This window comes from Acinetobacter piscicola (assembly GCF_015218165.1).
In the GTDB taxonomy this organism is placed as follows: domain Bacteria; phylum Pseudomonadota; class Gammaproteobacteria; order Pseudomonadales; family Moraxellaceae; genus Acinetobacter; species Acinetobacter piscicola_A.
On record NZ_CP048659.1, the window covers coordinates 3194877 to 3211973 of the forward strand.

The window sequence follows — 17097 nt, forward strand, 5'->3', positions numbered from 1 at the left end:
TCTCTAACACAATCAAAGGGCAATTTGATTCTCTCAATCTTGCCCGAAATAATCTATTGTCGAATACATACTGCACACAGTTCAACCACATATTTTTTTCTTATAAAACAATCATCGTACGATTCTTTTCTAGCAATTTGGGACCAATTCCTTTGATATTTTGCAGCTCATCAATATTTTTAAATTTTCCATTTTGTTGTCTATATTCCAAAATGGCTTGGGCTTTCTTTTCACCTACCCCATTTAATTGCTGTAATTGCTGAACATTGGCTGTATTAATATTAATTTTTGCCCCCGATACAGCAGCGCTAGCACTGTTTGCTTGCTTCGATGTTTGATGATTGCTCACCGTTGGCTTTCCTAAATAATAATTAGGGTCTTGCCTTTTAAGTTGCTCATCACGTGCTTGTTGTTTGGCTTTCCATTGCAAATAATTTTGGTCAAATTTTTCAGCATGCGTATGAGGCAACACACACATACTGAAAAATAATGCTAAAAACAAAAAAGCATTTTTAAATGGATATTCCTGATTGTTTTTCATACGCAGCCTGTTGTTTTAAATGTAATTTGGCTTGCTCCCATAGCTGATCTAATTGCGCTAAACTCATCTGCTCTAATCTTTTATTTTGTTGTAATACTTGATCTTCTATAAAAGCAAAACGTTTTTTAAACTTGTGAATGGTACTCAATAACGCCATTTCACTTGAGATCCCTAGTTTACGCCCAACATTGATTAATGAGAACAAACAATCACCAAATTCATCCATTATTTCGTCGGATTTTTTAGCGGCAACTGCTGCCTCTAACTCAGCCAACTCTTCTTTCACTTTGCCATAAGCTTCTGCTGCATCAGAAAAGTCAAAACCAATCTTTGCAACATTTTTTTGAATATTTTCCGCTTGAATCAAAGCTGGCGCATGTTTCACCTCATCCAAACGCGACTGTGTTTTACCTTGCTTTTCTTGCTGTTTAATTTGCTGCCAAAGCTGTGAAACTTCTTCTGCATTTAAATCATTAAATTTATCTTTCTCAAAAACATGTGGATGACGGCGAATCAATTTTTGACAAATTGCCTCAACCACATCATTAAAGTCAAATGCCCCTTGCTCACTGTACATTTGCGCTTGAAAAACGACTTGCAATAACAAGTCTCCCAACTCATCACGTACATCATTGGCATGACCTGAGCGTACTGCGGACTCAACTTCATACGCTTCTTCGATGGCATATTGTGTTAAAGATTCTGGCGTTTGTTCACGATCCCAAGGGCATTCTTGACGCAACTGTTGCATGATGTTGAGTAACTTTTCCATAAAACGTCCTATAGATAACACAATAAAATCGATGACTACGCAGGCTTGTCAGCTAAAAGTATTTTATGTTCAACTGAACTAAGATCAATATTTTAAAACAAAAAGGATAGCCACATGCAGCAAAGTATTTTTATTAGTGGTGCAGCACAAGGCATTGGTGCTGCGATTGCTCGAACTTTTTATCAACAAGGCTATAAAGTGGGCATTTATGATATCAACGAAAATTTAGCACAACAGCTTGCACAACAACTCGGCAATAACGCCAAAGCTGGAAAACTTGATGTCAGCGATTATATACAATGGCAACATGCCTTAGACGAGTTTAGCACTTGGGCAGGTCAGCTCAATGTTTTAGTCAATAATGCAGGCATTTTATACTCTGGCGCATTTGAAAAAACCGAAATTCAAGCCCATCATCGCACCATTGACATTAATGTTAAAGGTGTTCTAAATGGTTGCCATGCTGCATTGCCTTTTTTAAAACAAGCAAATTTTGCACGTATTATCAACCTATCTTCAGCCTCTGCAATTTATGGTCAAGCCGACCTGATTTCCTATTCTGCCAGTAAATTTGCAGTACGAGGTATCACTGAAGGCTTAGATATTGAGTGGCAAAAATATGGTATTCGAGTCTTAGATGTCATGCCACTCTTTGTACAAACCACAATGGTAAAGGATATGGATGCAGGCACCATTCACAATATTGGTGTGAGTTTAAAACCACAAGATATTGCTGATGAAGTATTCACCTTAGTGAATTGCAAAGGTAACATGCTCACACCAACACATCATCCAATTGGTTTTAAAACCAAAGCCATGTATCAACTTTCAAATATCAGCCCACAAATTATCAATCGCCTAAGTAACATGTTATTAAGTCGAAAATAAAAAATGAATATAATTTCAGCCAATAAAAAACCTGCGTAACGCAGGTTTTTTATCAGATCTACACTAGTTGCCTTGCACTAAGCGTCTTGCGCTAATAATACCGGGTTGTTGCTCTAAACGTGCCAACAAACGAGACAGTTGCGCCAAGCCTTTGACTTCAATCAAAAGCTTCATATTGGCAATGCCATCTGCTTCAGAAATGGTATTAACCTGACGAATATTGATCTGATCAGAGAAAATCACTTGGGTTAAATCTTTCAACAAACCACGACGATCATAAGCTTCCACCACGATTTGCACACTTTGCCCACGTGTCGGCTGCATTTCCCAATCAGCTTCTACCGCACGATCAGGCTCTAAATTGATCATACGCATATAATCAGTACAGGTCACTTTATGAATACTCACACCACGATTTAAAGTGATATAACCTGCAATCGACTCGCCATGCACAGGCTGACAACATTGTGCGATATGCAGTTCAACATTATCCAAACCGTCAATCAAAATACCATGTGCTGACAAGGTATGACTTGCACGAGGGTTCAACGTCGGCTTTAACACCAGTTCAGGCTCATCCTGATCTAAGTGCATATGACGATTTACTTGGTTAATCATGGCATGTAGGCTAATGTCACCACTCACCAATGCCACTAAAATATCGTCCCCTGTTTTGACATTAAAATGATTACAATAATCATTTAAATCAATACTTTTCGGGTGAATCGCTAAACGAGAAAGTTCTTTATTTAAAATCTCTCGTCCAACTTCCAAGTTTTTACTGCGATCTTGCTGTCTAAACCAATGACGCAATTTGTCACGCGCTCGCGCAGTTTTGATATAACCTAAAGAATTTACCAACCAATCCCGATTTGGCTCACGATCTTTTTTGGTTAAAATTTCAACTTGTTCACCTGTTTTCAAGGTGTAAGTAAGTGGGACATAACGCTGATTCACACGTGCGGCATAGCACTTATTGCCCACTTCTGTATGTACGTGATAAGCAAAATCTAAGACGGTTGAACCACGTGGTAATTCTTTGATATCACCATCACGACTAAAGACATAAATTTTCTCAAAACCTTCAAAGTCTTGAATATGTTCAAAATCTTCAGTGTCATCTTCATTTGGATGCACATTGGTTTCATTGCGTTCTTGATAATGCTCAAGTACTGAACGCAAAGAATGCAACCGATGATTAAATGAATAATCTGTGGTTTTTGAACCTTCTTTATAATTGAAATGTGAACAAACACCTAGTTCAGCTTCTTCATGCATTTCTACAGTACGAATCTGAATTTCAAGCGATTTATTTTCAGCAATAACAGCCGTATGTAAGGAACGATAACCATTGGCTTTAGGATTAGTAATATAATCATCAAACTGATGCGGAATATGTCGCCAAATTTGATGCACAATACCCAAAGCGTGATAACATTCAGGAACCGATTTTACTAACACACGCACAGCGCGAATATCATAAAGTTGGTCAAAACTCAGATTTTTACTCTTCATCTTACGATAAATAGAATAAATATGTTTTACACGCCCTGAAATTTCCGCATGAATATCATGTGCTGCCAATTCACTTTTGAGTTTTTCCACCACAAACTGAATATATTGCTCACGCTCTAAACGCTTTTCATTGAGCAATGATGCAATTTCTTTATAACGTTCAGGCGCTAAATAACGAAAGGCTAAATCTTCAAGTTCCCACTTTAACTGTGCAATCCCTAAACGATGCGCCAAAGGCGAATAAATGGTAAGAATTTCACGTGCAACACGTTCTTGACGCTCTCTAGGTGATTTTGCTAATTCACGTAAAGCATAAGTACGTTCAGCCAATTTAATTAATACAACCCGGACATCTTCGGTCACAGAAATCAGCATTTTATAAATACCAGACAAATGCTCACGTTGGTTATTATTAAAATGGTCTTCTAAACGTTTGTTTTTTTCGATCAGTTCAGAGAGTTTCCCCATTGCCAAAGTACCTTTGACAAGATTAAAAACATGCTCTCCAAACTTTTCTTGAATTTCTTCAAGGGTGGTAATACCTTCACGCACACTACGGTATAAAACAGCAGCAGATAAGGTATCTTCATCGACATGTAAATGCGCCAAAATATCAGCCATCCCAATTCCTGTTGCAAAGGTATTGGTTCGGCTATTTGCTATGGTCGCTAATTCTTTTTGTAAAACTAATTGAGCTACTTCTTGAAGCTGATCCAGCTCTGCACCGTCTAAAATTCCACGTACACGATCTAGCCAAGTCGCTAAAGCCTGTTGCGCTTCTACGGCATGTTCTACAGTCGCTTCCTCAGACAACTCATTTAGCTGTTCTGGAAGTTGTTCACGTACTGTGACCATACCCTTCTCCTGTGAATCTACAGTTCATTATAAATCGTTTATCTCAACATTTTTTTCAAATAAGGCAATGGATTCAACATGACCTGTATGTGTAAACATATCCATCACACCCGCCTTTTTCAGCTGATACCCATGTTGCACTAAAATCCCAGCATCCCTCGCAAGCGTTGCAGGGTCACAGGATACATAAACGATTTTTTTTGCACCAAACTTAGGTACATAATGCATGATTTGCTCCGCCCCCGCACGAGGTGGGTCTATTAATAATGCATCAAATCCTTGATTTGCCCAAGAATTTTGAGAAAAATCTTTTGTTAAATCTTGTGAGTAAAACGTAACATTAGTTATGCAATTTTTCAGTGCATTTTCTGTACCGCGCTTAACCATCTCGGGACTACCTTCAACAGCAATCACCGATCCAGTTTGCCCAACTTTTTTAGCGAGTGGTAAAGAAAAATTACCTAGACCGCAGAAAAGATCAAGCACACGCTCACCTTGTTTTAAATCAAGCAAATCACATGCCAATTTTACCATTTGTGGATTTACAGTAGGATTCACCTGCGTAAAATCTGTAGGTTTAAATGCAAAATGAATTGCAAAATCATTCAAACTATAATGTAAATGCATCGCCGCTTGAGCATCATCTACACGATGTAAGCTCTCATTCCCCGCAGGTTGAAAATACAGTTGCCACTGTTCCTCTAACGCAAATTGTTTTAATCGGTTGACATCTTGTGTCGATAAATCCGCTGTATGGCGAATTAATAATGCAATTTCCTGATCACCCTTTGCTAATTCTATATGACCAATATCGGCTTTGCCTGTAAGACTTTCGAGTAATACACGCAGTTTAGGTAAAGCTTTATCTAATTGTTGATCTAAAATCTTACACGTGTGGATATTAATCAATTGATTACTTTGCGACTCACGAAAGCCCATTAACAGTTTTTTCGTTTTTGCAATATAGCGCACACCAATGCGGGCTTTATGACGATAATCAACTTTAAGAGAACGAATAGGCGCTAGCCATTCTTTAGGCTCCAAACCTGCAAAATGTTTTAAATGCGATTTTAATACATCTTGTTTAAAACGGATTTGCTCATCAGGATGTAAATGCTGCAAGTTACAGCCGCCGCATGTGCCAAAATGTGGACATATCGGTTCGATCCGTTGCGGATGTGGTTCACTTAAAAGTTGTATCGTATCGGCTTCTTCAAGCTTAGACACTTGACGCGTAATTTGTACTTTGACTTTTTCACCCGGTAAAGCAAAACGAATAAAAACACTTTTGCCTTTTTTATCAGATGGATGACTTGGATCATCACCATAGCGTGCTATGCCTCGCCCCTCATGTGAAAGTCTCTCAACGTTAAAAATAGACTGTGGTCGTTGAGATGGACGAGGTTTAGCTCTATGTTTCAAAGGAATACCTAATTGGGAGTAGTGGGAAAATCTGTAGCGCTAAAAGCAGTTTTTTGTGCGCTTTCACGCCAAATCTGTACAAACTCAGCTTGCTGCGGTTGACCTTGTAAATAGTGAATCGTCGCTTGAATCCAAAGCTGATGATCTGCGAGTGAAATTTGACCTTTGAGTAAATTCCAACGCAAAAATATCAACCATGTATTTAAGACATCACCTTCACAATAACTGGTCAACTTGAGCCATTGTTTGGTTTTCACATATTCAGGAATAAAATAACCTGCAATACCTCGTTTACCAGGAAAACCCAATAAATGTGCAATATCATCTAATTTCTGAAAATGTCGACCATTAAACATTGCCATCACATCCATCAAGTCAACATGACGATGATGATAACGATTTTGGTAGTTATTATACCGTTTTTGTGTGTCAATCTCACCTTGATCGAACAAACTTGGTGCAGATAAACCATGATACATGGCACGGAACAAAATCACAGGTAAATCAAACTGCGAACCATTCCAACTGACCAAAGTAGGATGACGCTTATCAAAAATCGATAGAAATTTCTTTAAAATTTCTGCTTCAGAAAAATGTTCTTGGCTAAATGAAAACAGCTTCATCGAACCATTTTCATCAATCCATAAACCTGAAATACAGACAATTTCATGTAAAGGTAAGCGTTGAAAATCCGTCCCTGCTTCTTGACGGCGGATTTTCATTAATGCGTGCTCTAAATCTTCTGCAGGTAAATCCAACCCATACAAATGTGCACCCGACTGATGATCAGTCAATGTTTCAATATCAAAAACCAGTACGGGTAAACGCATAAATAAGATTTCCCTAAACGACATAGACTATTTTACACATTAACTCGCTTCTTTTCAGAGAATCAATGCAGATAGGCAAATAATTGTAAAGTCTAAATCTTTTAAAATTTAATCCTCAACAGAGAATAAACCTGTTGAAAGATAACGGTCGCCACGATCACACACGATACATACAATCACCGCATCAGGATTTTCTTCTGCAATTTTGATTGAAGCCCACACAGCTCCACCTGATGATGTTCCCGCACTGATCCCCTCTTTACGTGCTAAAGCACGTGCAGTTTTTTCAGCTTCAATTTGTGGAATATCCATAATGTGATCGACACGTGATGGATCAAAAATCGTAGGTAAATACTCTTGTGGCCAACGGCGAATCCCTGCAATATTTGAACCTTCAGACGGTTGTAAACCCACAATTTGAATGTCAGGATTTTGTTCTTTTAAATATTTTGAAATCCCCATGATGGTTCCCGTTGTTCCCATAGAACTCACGAAATGGGTGATTTTACCCCCTGTTTGTTGCCAGATTTCTGGACCTGTCGTGAGGTAATGTGCTTCAACATTATCAGGATTACCAAACTGATTTAAAACCAGACCTTGCCCTTCTTTTTCCATTTGTAATGCCATGTCACGTGCTTCTTCCATGCTTGCTGCTTCAATCAGCTCAGCACCATATGCACGCATCGCATCTTTACGCTCTTGGCTCGATGCAGCTGGCATAATCAAACGCATGTTGTAACCACGCATTGCCGCAACCATCGCCAATGCAATTCCTGTATTCCCACTGGTCGCTTCAATCAAGGTATCTCCCGGCTGAATTTGTCCACGTTTTTCAGCTTGCATAATCATATTGTATGCAGGACGATCTTTAACAGAACCCGCAGGATTATTGCCTTCAAGTTTTGCCAATACCGTTGCTTGAGTATGATTTGCCAAACGCTGCAAACGCACTAAAGGCGTTTTTCCGACATAATGGTCAAGTAGAAAATCATCAGCGAAGAAATCAGGTTGTGTGTTACTCATCATTTGCACCTATATTGAGGTGGCGATATTGTATGAAAAAATAAAACTTACTGCACAACTTTCCATTCATTTTTCAAAATACTATGCCTCTATTAAAGCGATTCAGTATATTTTTTACTTTCATAGCATTTAATATTTTATTTTTAAAATCATTGATATAAAATAATTGAAACTTTACTTAGCATTTAAAATAATAAGATTATCTATAAATCAGCAAAGTATATTTTCCAAACGCTAAGATTTTTAATCAGATTGTCATGCAGGATGAATAAAGCATGTTAATATCATGCGCATGGTCAATGAGTTGCTGGAACCATGTCGAATTTCAATAAAAAACTCTTTAAACGTTTAAAACTCAATCATGCTTATGGGCAACTTATTGCATTAATTTTTGTACCGATCACTATTTTAGCGTGTGTTGGTGCACTCTTAGTGATCAAAGAGACTTCTTCCGCGACCAAATCCAATCAACGCTATGCCGCAATTGCGATTTTGAGCCGTTATCAAAATACTGCTGAACAGTTGATTCGCTTAATACAGAATGATCCCAAACAAAAACCCCATGCTGAAAATATTTTGCAGCATATGTTTAATGAAAAATATTTGATTCGTGCTGCAATCGTTCAGTCAAATAGCAAAGTATTGCTCAATGTTGGTTATCAAAGTCAGCAGTCTTGGCCAAAGCCCCCCACACAAGGTACTTTTGTCGGACCTCTTACAGCAAAGCATAATAATATTTACGCCACTCTTTTACACAATAATACGCAACAACCACCCGTTTGGCTCATGATTGAGTTGGACAATCAACCCTTAGAAATTGCCCACTATCGGGTCATGATCGTGTTGATTACCACAGGGCTATTTACTTTACTTTTATTATTACTGTGCTTAAATTTTTATTCTCGCCGTTGGATCGCACCAATGTACGAGATTCGTATGCAGTTACAACGTCTAAATGCTGACACGCTCGATCAGCACATGGTCATCAACAGTACAGGCGAGCTACGCCTACTACAACGTGACATTGCCAATGTGGTCAAACGTCTGCATTTTAGTTTCTTAGAATTAAAAGAACATACCGAACAAACTGAGGATGATTTAAGACGTACCTTAGATACACTCGAAGTGCAAAACATTACCTATAAACAGGCACGTGACCAAGCGATTTCATCCAATCAGGCAAAATCGGTCTTTTTAGCCAATATCAGTCATGAATTACGCACCCCATTAAACAGTATCGATGGCTTTATTCATTTATTGCTTCGACAAGATAATCTCAGCAATGACCAAAGCTTATACCTACAAACCATTCGTAAATCTTCGGCCCATTTATTGGCATTAATTAATGATGTACTCGACTTTTCCAAAATTGATGCCGGAAAATTAGAACTCGAAACTGCACCTTTTGATCTTGAAGAAGCAATTTTTGACGTCATGGATATGTTGTCACCTTTGGCTGCACAAAAGCAGATTGAAATGGCATTTTACTATGACGATACCGTTCCGAAACATGTCAATGGTGATATTTTACGCTTTAAGCAAATTCTGACTAATCTGATTTCCAATGCGATTAAATTCACCCCAGATGGCGAAATTATTGTACGTGTGCGTATGGAACATGATGATATTGGACAATGCTTATTGCACTTTAGTGTACAAGACAGCGGAATCGGTTTAAGTGGTACAGATCGTAAAAAACTATTTGAATCTTTCTCACAAGGTGATGCTTCTGTCACACGCCAGTTCGGTGGTACAGGTTTAGGACTTGCCATTTCCAAACAGCTTGTACATTTAATGCACGGGCAAATTGGTTTTGAAGACAATCAAGAACGTGCACCCACAGAAAAAGGCTCAACCTTTTGGTTTACCGCACAGTTTGATGTGGATGAACATGAGGAAATTATCCATCCGGTCTTTAAAGATATGCATGTCGTTTCCTTCCTCGCACACCCTGCAACTGCCAATGTATTACGTCATTATTTAGAAGACTATCAAGTGACGCATATTGAAACACAGTCTATTTTAGACTTGTTTAGCAAGCTCAATAGCTTAGAGCGACTACCTGAAAACACATGGTTAATTGTTGATCATAGCGGTGATACAGAAGCATTATTAAAAGAAATTCGTGCACGTTATCAAGGTCATTTAGCCGTATATGGCTATCAAATGTCATTAGAGCCAAATATGCTCAATGAATATCGTGCTCGTCCATTATATCAACCGCTCAGTCGTACAGGCGTCATTCAACTGCTCAGCAATCAGCCAATTTTTGAACCTGAGCAACACCAAGATTTTAAAGCACGTGATCTGCATGTCTTGGCAGTCGATGACCATTTGCCCAACTTAATTGTACTTGAAGCCCTGCTTGCTGAACTCAATGTCAAAACCACCAAAGCGCAAAGTGGTCAAGAAGCATTAACCATCATCCAACAAGGTATTGAACAAGGCTTAAAACCACATGATCTCGTGTTTATGGACATTCAAATGCCTGTCATGTCAGGTATTGATACCACCCGTGCCATTCGTTCTTTAGAGTCAACTTTGGATGGCATGCGCATGCCGATCATTGCGCTCACTGCTCATGCACTGGCAGATGAAAAACAAAAACTTCTAAAAGTAGGTATGGATGACTATGTCACCAAACCCATTCAGATTGATCAATTGATTCAAATCTTAACGCAATGGACATCTGATAACTTTGTTCAATCACAACAAGCTACTGAAAATACGGTCTATGTCGATGCACTCGACCCCGATATCTTAGATTGGAAACAAAGTCTTTCTTTAGCAGCCAATAAAGAAGATTTAGCACAAGATTTACTCAAAATGTTAGTCGATAGCTTCCCAACAGAATTAGATGAAATTTCACAATTGATTGAACTTGAAGATTTCCCACAGCTTGAACATGTATTACATCGTTTATATGGTGCAACACGTTATGTAGGTACACCAAAATTACAACGCGCTACAGGTGAGTTTGAACAGTTTGTATCGACTTTAAGAAAAGAACGCCGTAAAGCCGATGAACCATTTATTCAAGAAACTTTGCAACGTTTAGACCATTTACAATTAGTCATTCATGAAGTGGAGTCAGCCGCGCAGCAAGTGCTCAGTAGCTAATGTGTAGATCAGAACTATTGAGGTATCACTAATGACTACTTTCTGTGACTGCACTGTCATGTTCCCATGACATGTGCATGCTATGCTAAATGACAAATCAAGAAGAGTAAAAAACATGTCGCTATTACGCATTGAAAAACAAAATGGCATTGCTACGGTATATCTCAACCGCCCAGAAAAACGCAATGCAATGAGCTTTGCTTTACTACGAGAGTTGGTCATTACTGCCCAAAAGATTAAAAAAGATCGTAGTATCCGTGCTGTCATTTTAACAGGCGAAGCCAATGTATTTAGTGCTGGCATTGATCTTGCTGATTTAAACAACCCCAAAAATACAGCTTTTGCTGCTTGGGAGTTGTTAAAACCAGGACAAAGTTTATTTCAAAAAGCCTTTCTCATTTGGCAAGAACTCCCAGTTCCTGTCATTGCAGCACTAGAAGGTTTTTGCTTTGGCGCAGGGATGCAATTGGCGCTTGCAGCAGATATTCGAATCGCTCATCCTGATACGAAAATGTCAATCATGGAAAGTCGTTGGGGCTTAGTACCTGATATGGGATTATCTCGCTCAATCAAAGGCGTTATTGGCTTAGATTTAGCAAAAGAGTTGACTTTAACTGCGCGTATTTTTGATGGCAATTACGCCAAAGAGATCGGCTTAGTCACTCATACTGATCCAGCACCGCTTACAAAAGCTCAAGCCATTGCTGAAGAAATGTTACAACGCTCACCGGATGCGCTTGCAGCAGCAAAACGCGTGCTCGATGCAATGGAGCATGAACCTAAAAAGTCATTGCGTTTAGAAAAAATTTGGCAATTGAAATTACTTTTAGGTAAGAACAGTCAAATTGCACGTAAAAAAGATAAAAACCCAGACGTGGAGTTTTTACCTCGCCAATTTAAATAATAGATATGTGAAATCATTTAAATTTACAGGGAATAGTTTGAGATCGTGAATATGAGTTTTGATCGTAATACTAAAATTGCATTTCTTGGAATGGGATTGATGGGCAGCCGCATGGCAACGCGTTTAGTCCAAGCTGGTTTTCAAGTAGCGATATGGAATCGAACTGCGAGTGCATGTGAAAGCTTGATTGACATGGGAGCACATGCTCTTCAACTCGACAATATTGCAGACTATCCTGTTATTTTAAGCTGCCTTGCCGATGATCATGCCGTACAAAATGTGTTTGATCTCATCGCACCACATCTCAAACCTCAACAGGTCATTGTGGATTTTTCGAGTTTATCTGTGGATAAAACGCTGATACTTGCGGATAAAGCACAGCAACTTAGTGTCACTTGGATTGACTCGCCTGTATCAGGTGGAACAGCAGGTGCAGAAAATGGCACTTTGGTCATTTTTGCTGGGGGAGATGCCGAAACCATTGAGCATTTAAGCTTAATCTACAATGTTCTTTCGCAACGTGTCACACGCATGGGTGATTCAGGAACAGGACAAGCCACTAAAATCTGTAATCAACTTATTGTTGCCGCAAACAGTACACTGATTGCTGAAGCGGTTGCACTTGCACAACAAGCAGGTGTAGATACCACACTACTTGCGCCTGCGCTCGCAGGTGGTTTTGCTGACTCAAAACCTTTTCAAATTTTAACGCCTCGCATGGCAGCACATCACTTTGAGCCTGTGCAATGGAAAGTACAAACATTATCAAAAGATTTAAATAATGCAGTTCACTTAGCTGAAAAATTCCAACTCGATATTCCTGTAGCAAAAAAAGCATTGTCGCAATTGCAAGCACACCAAAACAATGGTTATGCTGATTCAGACCTAGCAAGTGTAATTAAACACGTTGAAAATCAATAAAACATTGAGAATTAATAATATGATAGATCAGCATGGAGCAGATATATGAGTAAACTCGCAGTAAATCTTTCAATGATTTTTACTGAAGTCCCCTTAATTGAACGCTTTGCTTTAGCACATCAGCACGGCTTCCAACACATTGAAATTCAGTTTCCTTATGAGCTCAGTATTAGAGAAATTCAAAATCAACTTGATCAATATGCCTTAAAACTCTGCTTGATCAATGTCCCTGCGGGCGACTTAATGCATGGCGGTAATGGTTTAGCAGGTATTCCTGGCAAAGAGCTTGAATTTCATCAAGCGCTATTAACAGCAATTGAATATGCCACTGCGCTAAATGTCCCCAGTGTGAATATTCTTGCAGGTAAACAACCTCTAGATGCAGATCTACTTCCCTGCCTCAACACCCTATCTAAAAACTTAAAGCTTGCATGTCACCTGTGTTCGGAACATCACATTCAGCCTGTTTTTGAAATGATTAATGGCACAGATATACCACGCTTTTTAGTGCAAAATATTGCCCAAGCCCAAGAAATGCTCGAAGCCGTACAACATCCTGCTTTAAAAATACAATATGATTGTTACCACATGGCAATGATGGGCGAAAATATTTTGCTGGCACTACAGGAAAATATAAACTGGATTGGGCATATTCAATTTGCTGACTGCCCAGGGCGACATGAACCCGATACAGCTCAGATAAATTATGCAGAAATTTTCACATGGCTTGGACAAAGTTCATACACAGGCTATATCGCCGCAGAATACAAACCACAAGTTGATTCCAATCAATCATTTGCATGGAAAAGAAAATATTTTACCGACAACCACCAAGCTTAAACTGGAAAAAATATCCACAAGTCTTATTGTATAAATTTGAATTTATTCGATAAAGGCGCTATATTAGAGGATGAGTAATTGTCTGGAAAATATATTTTACCATGAATTTAGAACCATCGCCCAGCGCTTCTAATTCTCTTGAACTTGCAATGAATTCTCACAAACAAGATGTACAAAATTGCTTAAAAGTTGTACATGAAGCCCTACTAGATGTAAAAGCAAAAGATATTCTTGAACTTGATGTAAGCAGCATTAGCAACGTAGCAGATGCTATCGTCATCGCAAGTGGTACATCAACACGTCATGTTAAAGCGCTTGCTGATAATGTTGCTGAAGAAGCACGTAAAGCTGGCTTCCGCCCGATCGGGGTAGAAGGTGAGCGTGATGCAGAATGGATCCTGATTGATTTAGGATTGGTTGTTGTACATGTCATGCTACCGACAGCTCGTAAATTTTATGATTTAGAAAGCTTATGGCGTGTAACTCCTGAAGTTGCCTAAAGCTCATTTATAAAATGAGAAACTTAAAAAGCGACGTATTTGTCGCTTTTTTTGTCACTATTATTTGATTTTTTGCGAATTTTTATAAAAAATTCATTTTGGATAACTGCTTAAAGACAAGATAACCCAGCCCGAAACTCCAAACAAAATTAACCAAAACACCAAAACTTTGAACAACAAAAGCTTCTGCTATAGAAAGTCCCATTGAACTTTCAACCATGGCAACTGCCAAAGTCCCCCACACACCACACATTCCATGTACTGCAATCACATCTCTAACATGTCGAGATGTTACTCGATGAATCAATATTCGGGGTACATAAACGGTTAGTAAACCTCCTACTGCGCCAATCAGTGTTGCTGTGAAATAATCAACAAATCCACAGCTTGCAGTGATAGCTACCAATCCACCGAGTGCAGATTTAATTAATTCATTCCAAGAGATCATCCGACGATCAAATGCTGAAACTAAAATCAGGGGAGCAATGAAGGCTGTGAACAGCGCAATAAAAGCATTGCTCACAACTACACTAACATCGACTGGAATCGCAGTGATATAAACAACATTCAATCCTGACCACGCGAGCCAAAGAATAAAACCTGCAACTGCAAATGATAAAATTCGATAATCTTCAAAGATTAAATTCTTCTTCTTTTCTTCTTCTTTTCCAGCAGACTTCAATGTCAAATAACCTGCAAGAAGCACCCATGCTGCCGCAGAATGAACAACGGTAGAACCTGCAAAATCAATAAATCCAATATTTTTTAGCCAGCCACCACCCCATAAAATATTGCCCCAAACCCAACTACTAAAGAAAGGAAAAATAATTGCAGAAATGGTTAAACCCACTCCCCAACTCATGATAAGTGAACTTTTATTAGGAATAATTCGCCCTACAACTGTAGTAATTGTAGTTGCCATAAGTATATAGAAAAACAATAAATTCCTATGCCAACCAGAATAAAAATATGGCTTATCATTGGGGTGATCTATTACGCCAAAATGAATCCCCCCACACACAATAAGCCAAAAAGTACAGCACCTAAAATTGAAGATAAATAACTGATCAACAGCGCAAAAATAGACTTAAGATTAAACTGGTATCCACCTTCAACTATAGCAAAACCAGCTTGAACAAAAATCACGAATACCCCACCAAAAAACAGTAATCGGTAGTCAGTTATGAGATTAAATGCAGCAATATCTTGATCTAAATTCGAAGCAAATACACAGCATGGGACAAGCAACATGAATAAAGCAAGATACTTAGCGTACTTCCAATTCAGCATGAATTCCTCTATCCCATTGTTTAAATGATATTTTATTTATTTTAAAAAAATCACAATTAATAATACTAATGTTACATAGTTATCAATTTGTTTGAATTATAAAGTGATTTTGTCTTTTAAAAAACAACTTTTCACGTTTTCTCATTTTTTATACTATTTATCAAACAGTAATTTTAATTAGATGTTTAAAGCAAATCATTTAAATTTATTGAACTTGCCTTACTGCATGTAATAAATATTATTTAAAACTTAGTCAAGCTTTTAATCCAGTTCCAAAATTTGAAATTCAATTAATGGCTAAATATCTCTTCAGTCACAATAAAAAACCACCCGAAGGTGGTTTGGAAAACTAAATCTGACTTTCTTGATATTGAATTTTTCGATTCGGTAATCGCTTACATAGATATAAACTGGCTAATAGACTACAAGTTGCAGCAAACATTAACCATGCTGCTGGCATACTCGGATCCGCTGTTTTTTCAATAATAAAAGTACTCATCATTGGCGTTACACCACCAAAGAGTGCGGTCGCGAAGCTAAATGCCAATGAAAAACCAACTGTTCGTACACGGGCTGGCATACATTCGGCCAAAGTCGCCACCATACTACCGTTGTACATGCCAAAAAAGAATGAAAAATACAGTAATACAATAAGCAAGTTGCCAAAACTAATATGGTTAACCAACCAGCTTAAGGCAGGATATGCGGTAAAAATTGCGAGAACACTAATTCCAACCAGAACAGGTCGACGCCCCACACGGTCAGAAATTGCACCACCGATAGGCAGCCAAATAAAATTAGATAACCCAACAATGACGGCAGCTAAAAGACTTTCACCTGTTGAAAGTTCGAGTGCACGCTTCGCATAAATAGGCGTATATACTGTAATAAAATAGAAAGTCGTCGTCATTGCACTCATCAACATACCTGCAATCACAACTTTCCAATTACTGACCATGGTTTGTAAAATTTCTTTACCAGTAGGATGTGTTTTTTGTGCTTTAAATGCTTCAGTTTCTTCAAGGTTCCGACGTAAAAAGAAGATCAATGGAATAATGAGACAACCAACGAAAAATGGTATTCTCCAACCCCAATCACCAATTTGCGCTACGGTTAAAATTTGATTTAAACCAAAGCCTAAAATCGCCGCAGCAACCACAGCAACTTGTTGACTTGCAGATTGTCAACTGGTAATAAACCCACGGTTTTTATCTGTAGCAATTTCAGCAAGATATACTGATACCCCACCCATTTCCACACCAGCTGAAAAGCCTTGTAGCAAACGACCAATTACGACCAGGATGGGTGCAATAATGCCGATTTGCTCATAACCTGGAACAAATGTAATCAATATCGTACCGAGTGCCATCAAACTTAATGTAACAATCAATCCCTTACGTCGCCCAATTCGGTCTACATAAGCACCTAAAAAAATAGCACCAAGTGGTCGCATCAGAAAGCCTGCGGCAAACACGGTAAATGTCATCATCAAAGAGACATATTCATTATCCGAATGGAAAAATTTAGCTGCGATATACGTAGCGTAAAATCCGAATAAGAAAAAATCATATTGTTCTAAAAAATTACCACTCGTGACATTTAAAATTTTCCTTAAATTGCCACTGCTCTTGCTTCCTACAGACATAGCAAACCTCCCTGGCTATATTCCAAGCTGT

At 38.5% G+C, this 17097-nt stretch carries 14 protein-coding genes and 1 pseudogene; 6 read left to right on the top strand and 9 right to left on the bottom strand.

Annotation, left to right across the window (positions count from 1 at the left end; all coding sequences use genetic code 11):
• Positions 1-100: 100 nt before the first annotated feature.
• Positions 101-541 carry a ComEA family DNA-binding protein gene (locus G0028_RS15750; RefSeq protein WP_372403503.1) on the bottom strand — a complete coding sequence of 147 codons (441 nt, stop codon included), beginning with the start codon at positions 539-541 and terminating at the stop codon, positions 101-103.
• Positions 513-1313: a nucleoside triphosphate pyrophosphohydrolase gene (mazG, locus tag G0028_RS15755; protein WP_180045056.1), complete on the bottom strand. Its 801-nt coding sequence runs from the start codon at positions 1311-1313 to the stop codon at positions 513-515. Before mazG ends, G0028_RS15750 begins: the two co-directional genes overlap by 29 nt.
• Before the next feature lie 114 nt (positions 1314-1427).
• Between mazG and G0028_RS15760 the strand changes: the two genes are divergently transcribed.
• Positions 1428-2201, top strand: a complete 774-nt coding sequence (locus tag G0028_RS15760) for an SDR family oxidoreductase (RefSeq protein ID WP_180045055.1) — start codon at positions 1428-1430, stop codon at positions 2199-2201.
• Between the two features lie 63 nt (positions 2202-2264).
• Here G0028_RS15760 and G0028_RS15765 read toward each other — a convergent pair whose 3' ends face one another.
• From G0028_RS15765 to cysM, 4 genes are all read right to left on the bottom strand, one after another.
• Positions 2265-4571: a RelA/SpoT family protein gene (locus G0028_RS15765; protein ID WP_130072025.1), complete on the bottom strand. Its 2307-nt coding sequence runs from the start codon at positions 4569-4571 to the stop codon at positions 2265-2267.
• A gap of 27 nt (positions 4572-4598) precedes the next feature.
• Positions 4599-5993 (bottom strand): 23S rRNA (uracil(1939)-C(5))-methyltransferase RlmD, encoded by a 1395-nt coding sequence (rlmD, locus tag G0028_RS15770; protein ID WP_174493713.1) that lies wholly within the window; start codon positions 5991-5993, stop codon positions 4599-4601.
• An 8-nt stretch (positions 5994-6001) separates the two neighbouring features.
• Entirely contained in the window at positions 6002-6823 is an 822-nt protein-coding gene (locus tag G0028_RS15775; protein WP_180045054.1) for a 3'-5' exonuclease, read from the bottom strand.
• 108 nt (positions 6824-6931) lie between these two features.
• The gene (gene cysM / locus G0028_RS15780; RefSeq protein ID WP_130072028.1) at positions 6932-7846 is read right to left on the bottom strand and encodes a cysteine synthase CysM; all 915 of its coding nucleotides are present in this window, start codon (positions 7844-7846) and stop codon (positions 6932-6934) included.
• 315 nt (positions 7847-8161) lie between these two features.
• On the opposite strand from cysM, the gene G0028_RS15785 reads away from it, so the two are divergent.
• From G0028_RS15785 to rsfS, 5 genes are all read left to right on the top strand, one after another.
• Positions 8162-10966: an ATP-binding protein gene (locus G0028_RS15785; protein WP_180045053.1), complete on the top strand. Its 2805-nt coding sequence runs from the start codon at positions 8162-8164 to the stop codon at positions 10964-10966.
• Between the two features lie 115 nt (positions 10967-11081).
• Positions 11082-11870 (top strand): crotonase/enoyl-CoA hydratase family protein, encoded by a 789-nt coding sequence (locus tag G0028_RS15790; protein WP_180045052.1) that lies wholly within the window; start codon positions 11082-11084, stop codon positions 11868-11870.
• A gap of 51 nt (positions 11871-11921) precedes the next feature.
• Positions 11922-12791: an NAD(P)-dependent oxidoreductase gene (locus tag G0028_RS15795; RefSeq protein WP_180045051.1), complete on the top strand. Its 870-nt coding sequence runs from the start codon at positions 11922-11924 to the stop codon at positions 12789-12791.
• A gap of 45 nt (positions 12792-12836) precedes the next feature.
• The gene (locus G0028_RS15800) at positions 12837-13631 is read left to right on the top strand and encodes a hydroxypyruvate isomerase family protein (protein ID WP_180045050.1); all 795 of its coding nucleotides are present in this window, start codon (positions 12837-12839) and stop codon (positions 13629-13631) included.
• 101 nt (positions 13632-13732) lie between these two features.
• On the top strand, positions 13733-14131 hold the full coding sequence (gene rsfS, locus G0028_RS15805) for a ribosome silencing factor (RefSeq protein ID WP_130072033.1): 399 nt from the start codon (positions 13733-13735) through the stop codon (positions 14129-14131).
• Positions 14132-14213: 82 nt separating this feature from the next.
• On the opposite strand, the gene G0028_RS15810 is transcribed toward rsfS, so the two are convergent.
• The 3 genes and pseudogenes from G0028_RS15810 to G0028_RS15815 all read right to left on the bottom strand — a co-directional run bounded on the left by G0028_RS15810 (position 14214) and on the right by G0028_RS15815 (position 17066).
• Complete coding sequence (locus G0028_RS15810) at positions 14214-15053, bottom strand: hypothetical protein (protein ID WP_257222161.1); 840 nt, start codon at positions 15051-15053, stop codon at positions 14214-14216.
• 71 nt (positions 15054-15124) lie between these two features.
• Positions 15125-15421: a hypothetical protein gene (locus G0028_RS21145; RefSeq protein WP_227554743.1), complete on the bottom strand. Its 297-nt coding sequence runs from the start codon at positions 15419-15421 to the stop codon at positions 15125-15127.
• Positions 15422-15770: 349 nt separating this feature from the next.
• Positions 15771-17066, bottom strand: a pseudogene (locus tag G0028_RS15815) (MFS transporter).
• Between the last annotated feature and the right edge of the window lie 31 nt (positions 17067-17097).

What these genes read in the sequence shown, in the direction of transcription:
- G0028_RS15750 (WP_372403503.1), bottom strand. Translation starts at nt 541, where the DNA reads ATGAAAAACAATCAGGAATATCCATTTAAAAATGCTTTTTTGTTTTTA.
- mazG (WP_180045056.1), bottom strand. Translation starts at nt 1,313, where the DNA reads ATGGAAAAGTTACTCAACATCATGCAACAGTTGCGTCAAGAATGCCCT.
- G0028_RS15760 (WP_180045055.1), top strand. Translation starts at nt 1,428, where the DNA reads ATGCAGCAAAGTATTTTTATTAGTGGTGCAGCACAAGGCATTGGTGCT.
- G0028_RS15765 (WP_130072025.1), bottom strand. Translation starts at nt 4,571, where the DNA reads ATGGTCACAGTACGTGAACAACTTCCAGAACAGCTAAATGAGTTGTCT.
- G0028_RS15775 (WP_180045054.1), bottom strand. Translation starts at nt 6,823, where the DNA reads ATGCGTTTACCCGTACTGGTTTTTGATATTGAAACATTGACTGATCAT.
- cysM (WP_130072028.1), bottom strand. Translation starts at nt 7,846, where the DNA reads ATGAGTAACACACAACCTGATTTCTTCGCTGATGATTTTCTACTTGAC.
- G0028_RS15785 (WP_180045053.1), top strand. Translation starts at nt 8,162, where the DNA reads ATGTCGAATTTCAATAAAAAACTCTTTAAACGTTTAAAACTCAATCAT.
- G0028_RS15790 (WP_180045052.1), top strand. Translation starts at nt 11,082, where the DNA reads ATGTCGCTATTACGCATTGAAAAACAAAATGGCATTGCTACGGTATAT.
- G0028_RS15795 (WP_180045051.1), top strand. Translation starts at nt 11,922, where the DNA reads ATGAGTTTTGATCGTAATACTAAAATTGCATTTCTTGGAATGGGATTG.
- G0028_RS15800 (WP_180045050.1), top strand. Translation starts at nt 12,837, where the DNA reads ATGAGTAAACTCGCAGTAAATCTTTCAATGATTTTTACTGAAGTCCCC.
- rsfS (WP_130072033.1), top strand. Translation starts at nt 13,733, where the DNA reads ATGAATTTAGAACCATCGCCCAGCGCTTCTAATTCTCTTGAACTTGCA.
- G0028_RS15810 (WP_257222161.1), bottom strand. Translation starts at nt 15,053, where the DNA reads ATGGCAACTACAATTACTACAGTTGTAGGGCGAATTATTCCTAATAAA.
- G0028_RS21145 (WP_227554743.1), bottom strand. Translation starts at nt 15,421, where the DNA reads ATGCTGAATTGGAAGTACGCTAAGTATCTTGCTTTATTCATGTTGCTT.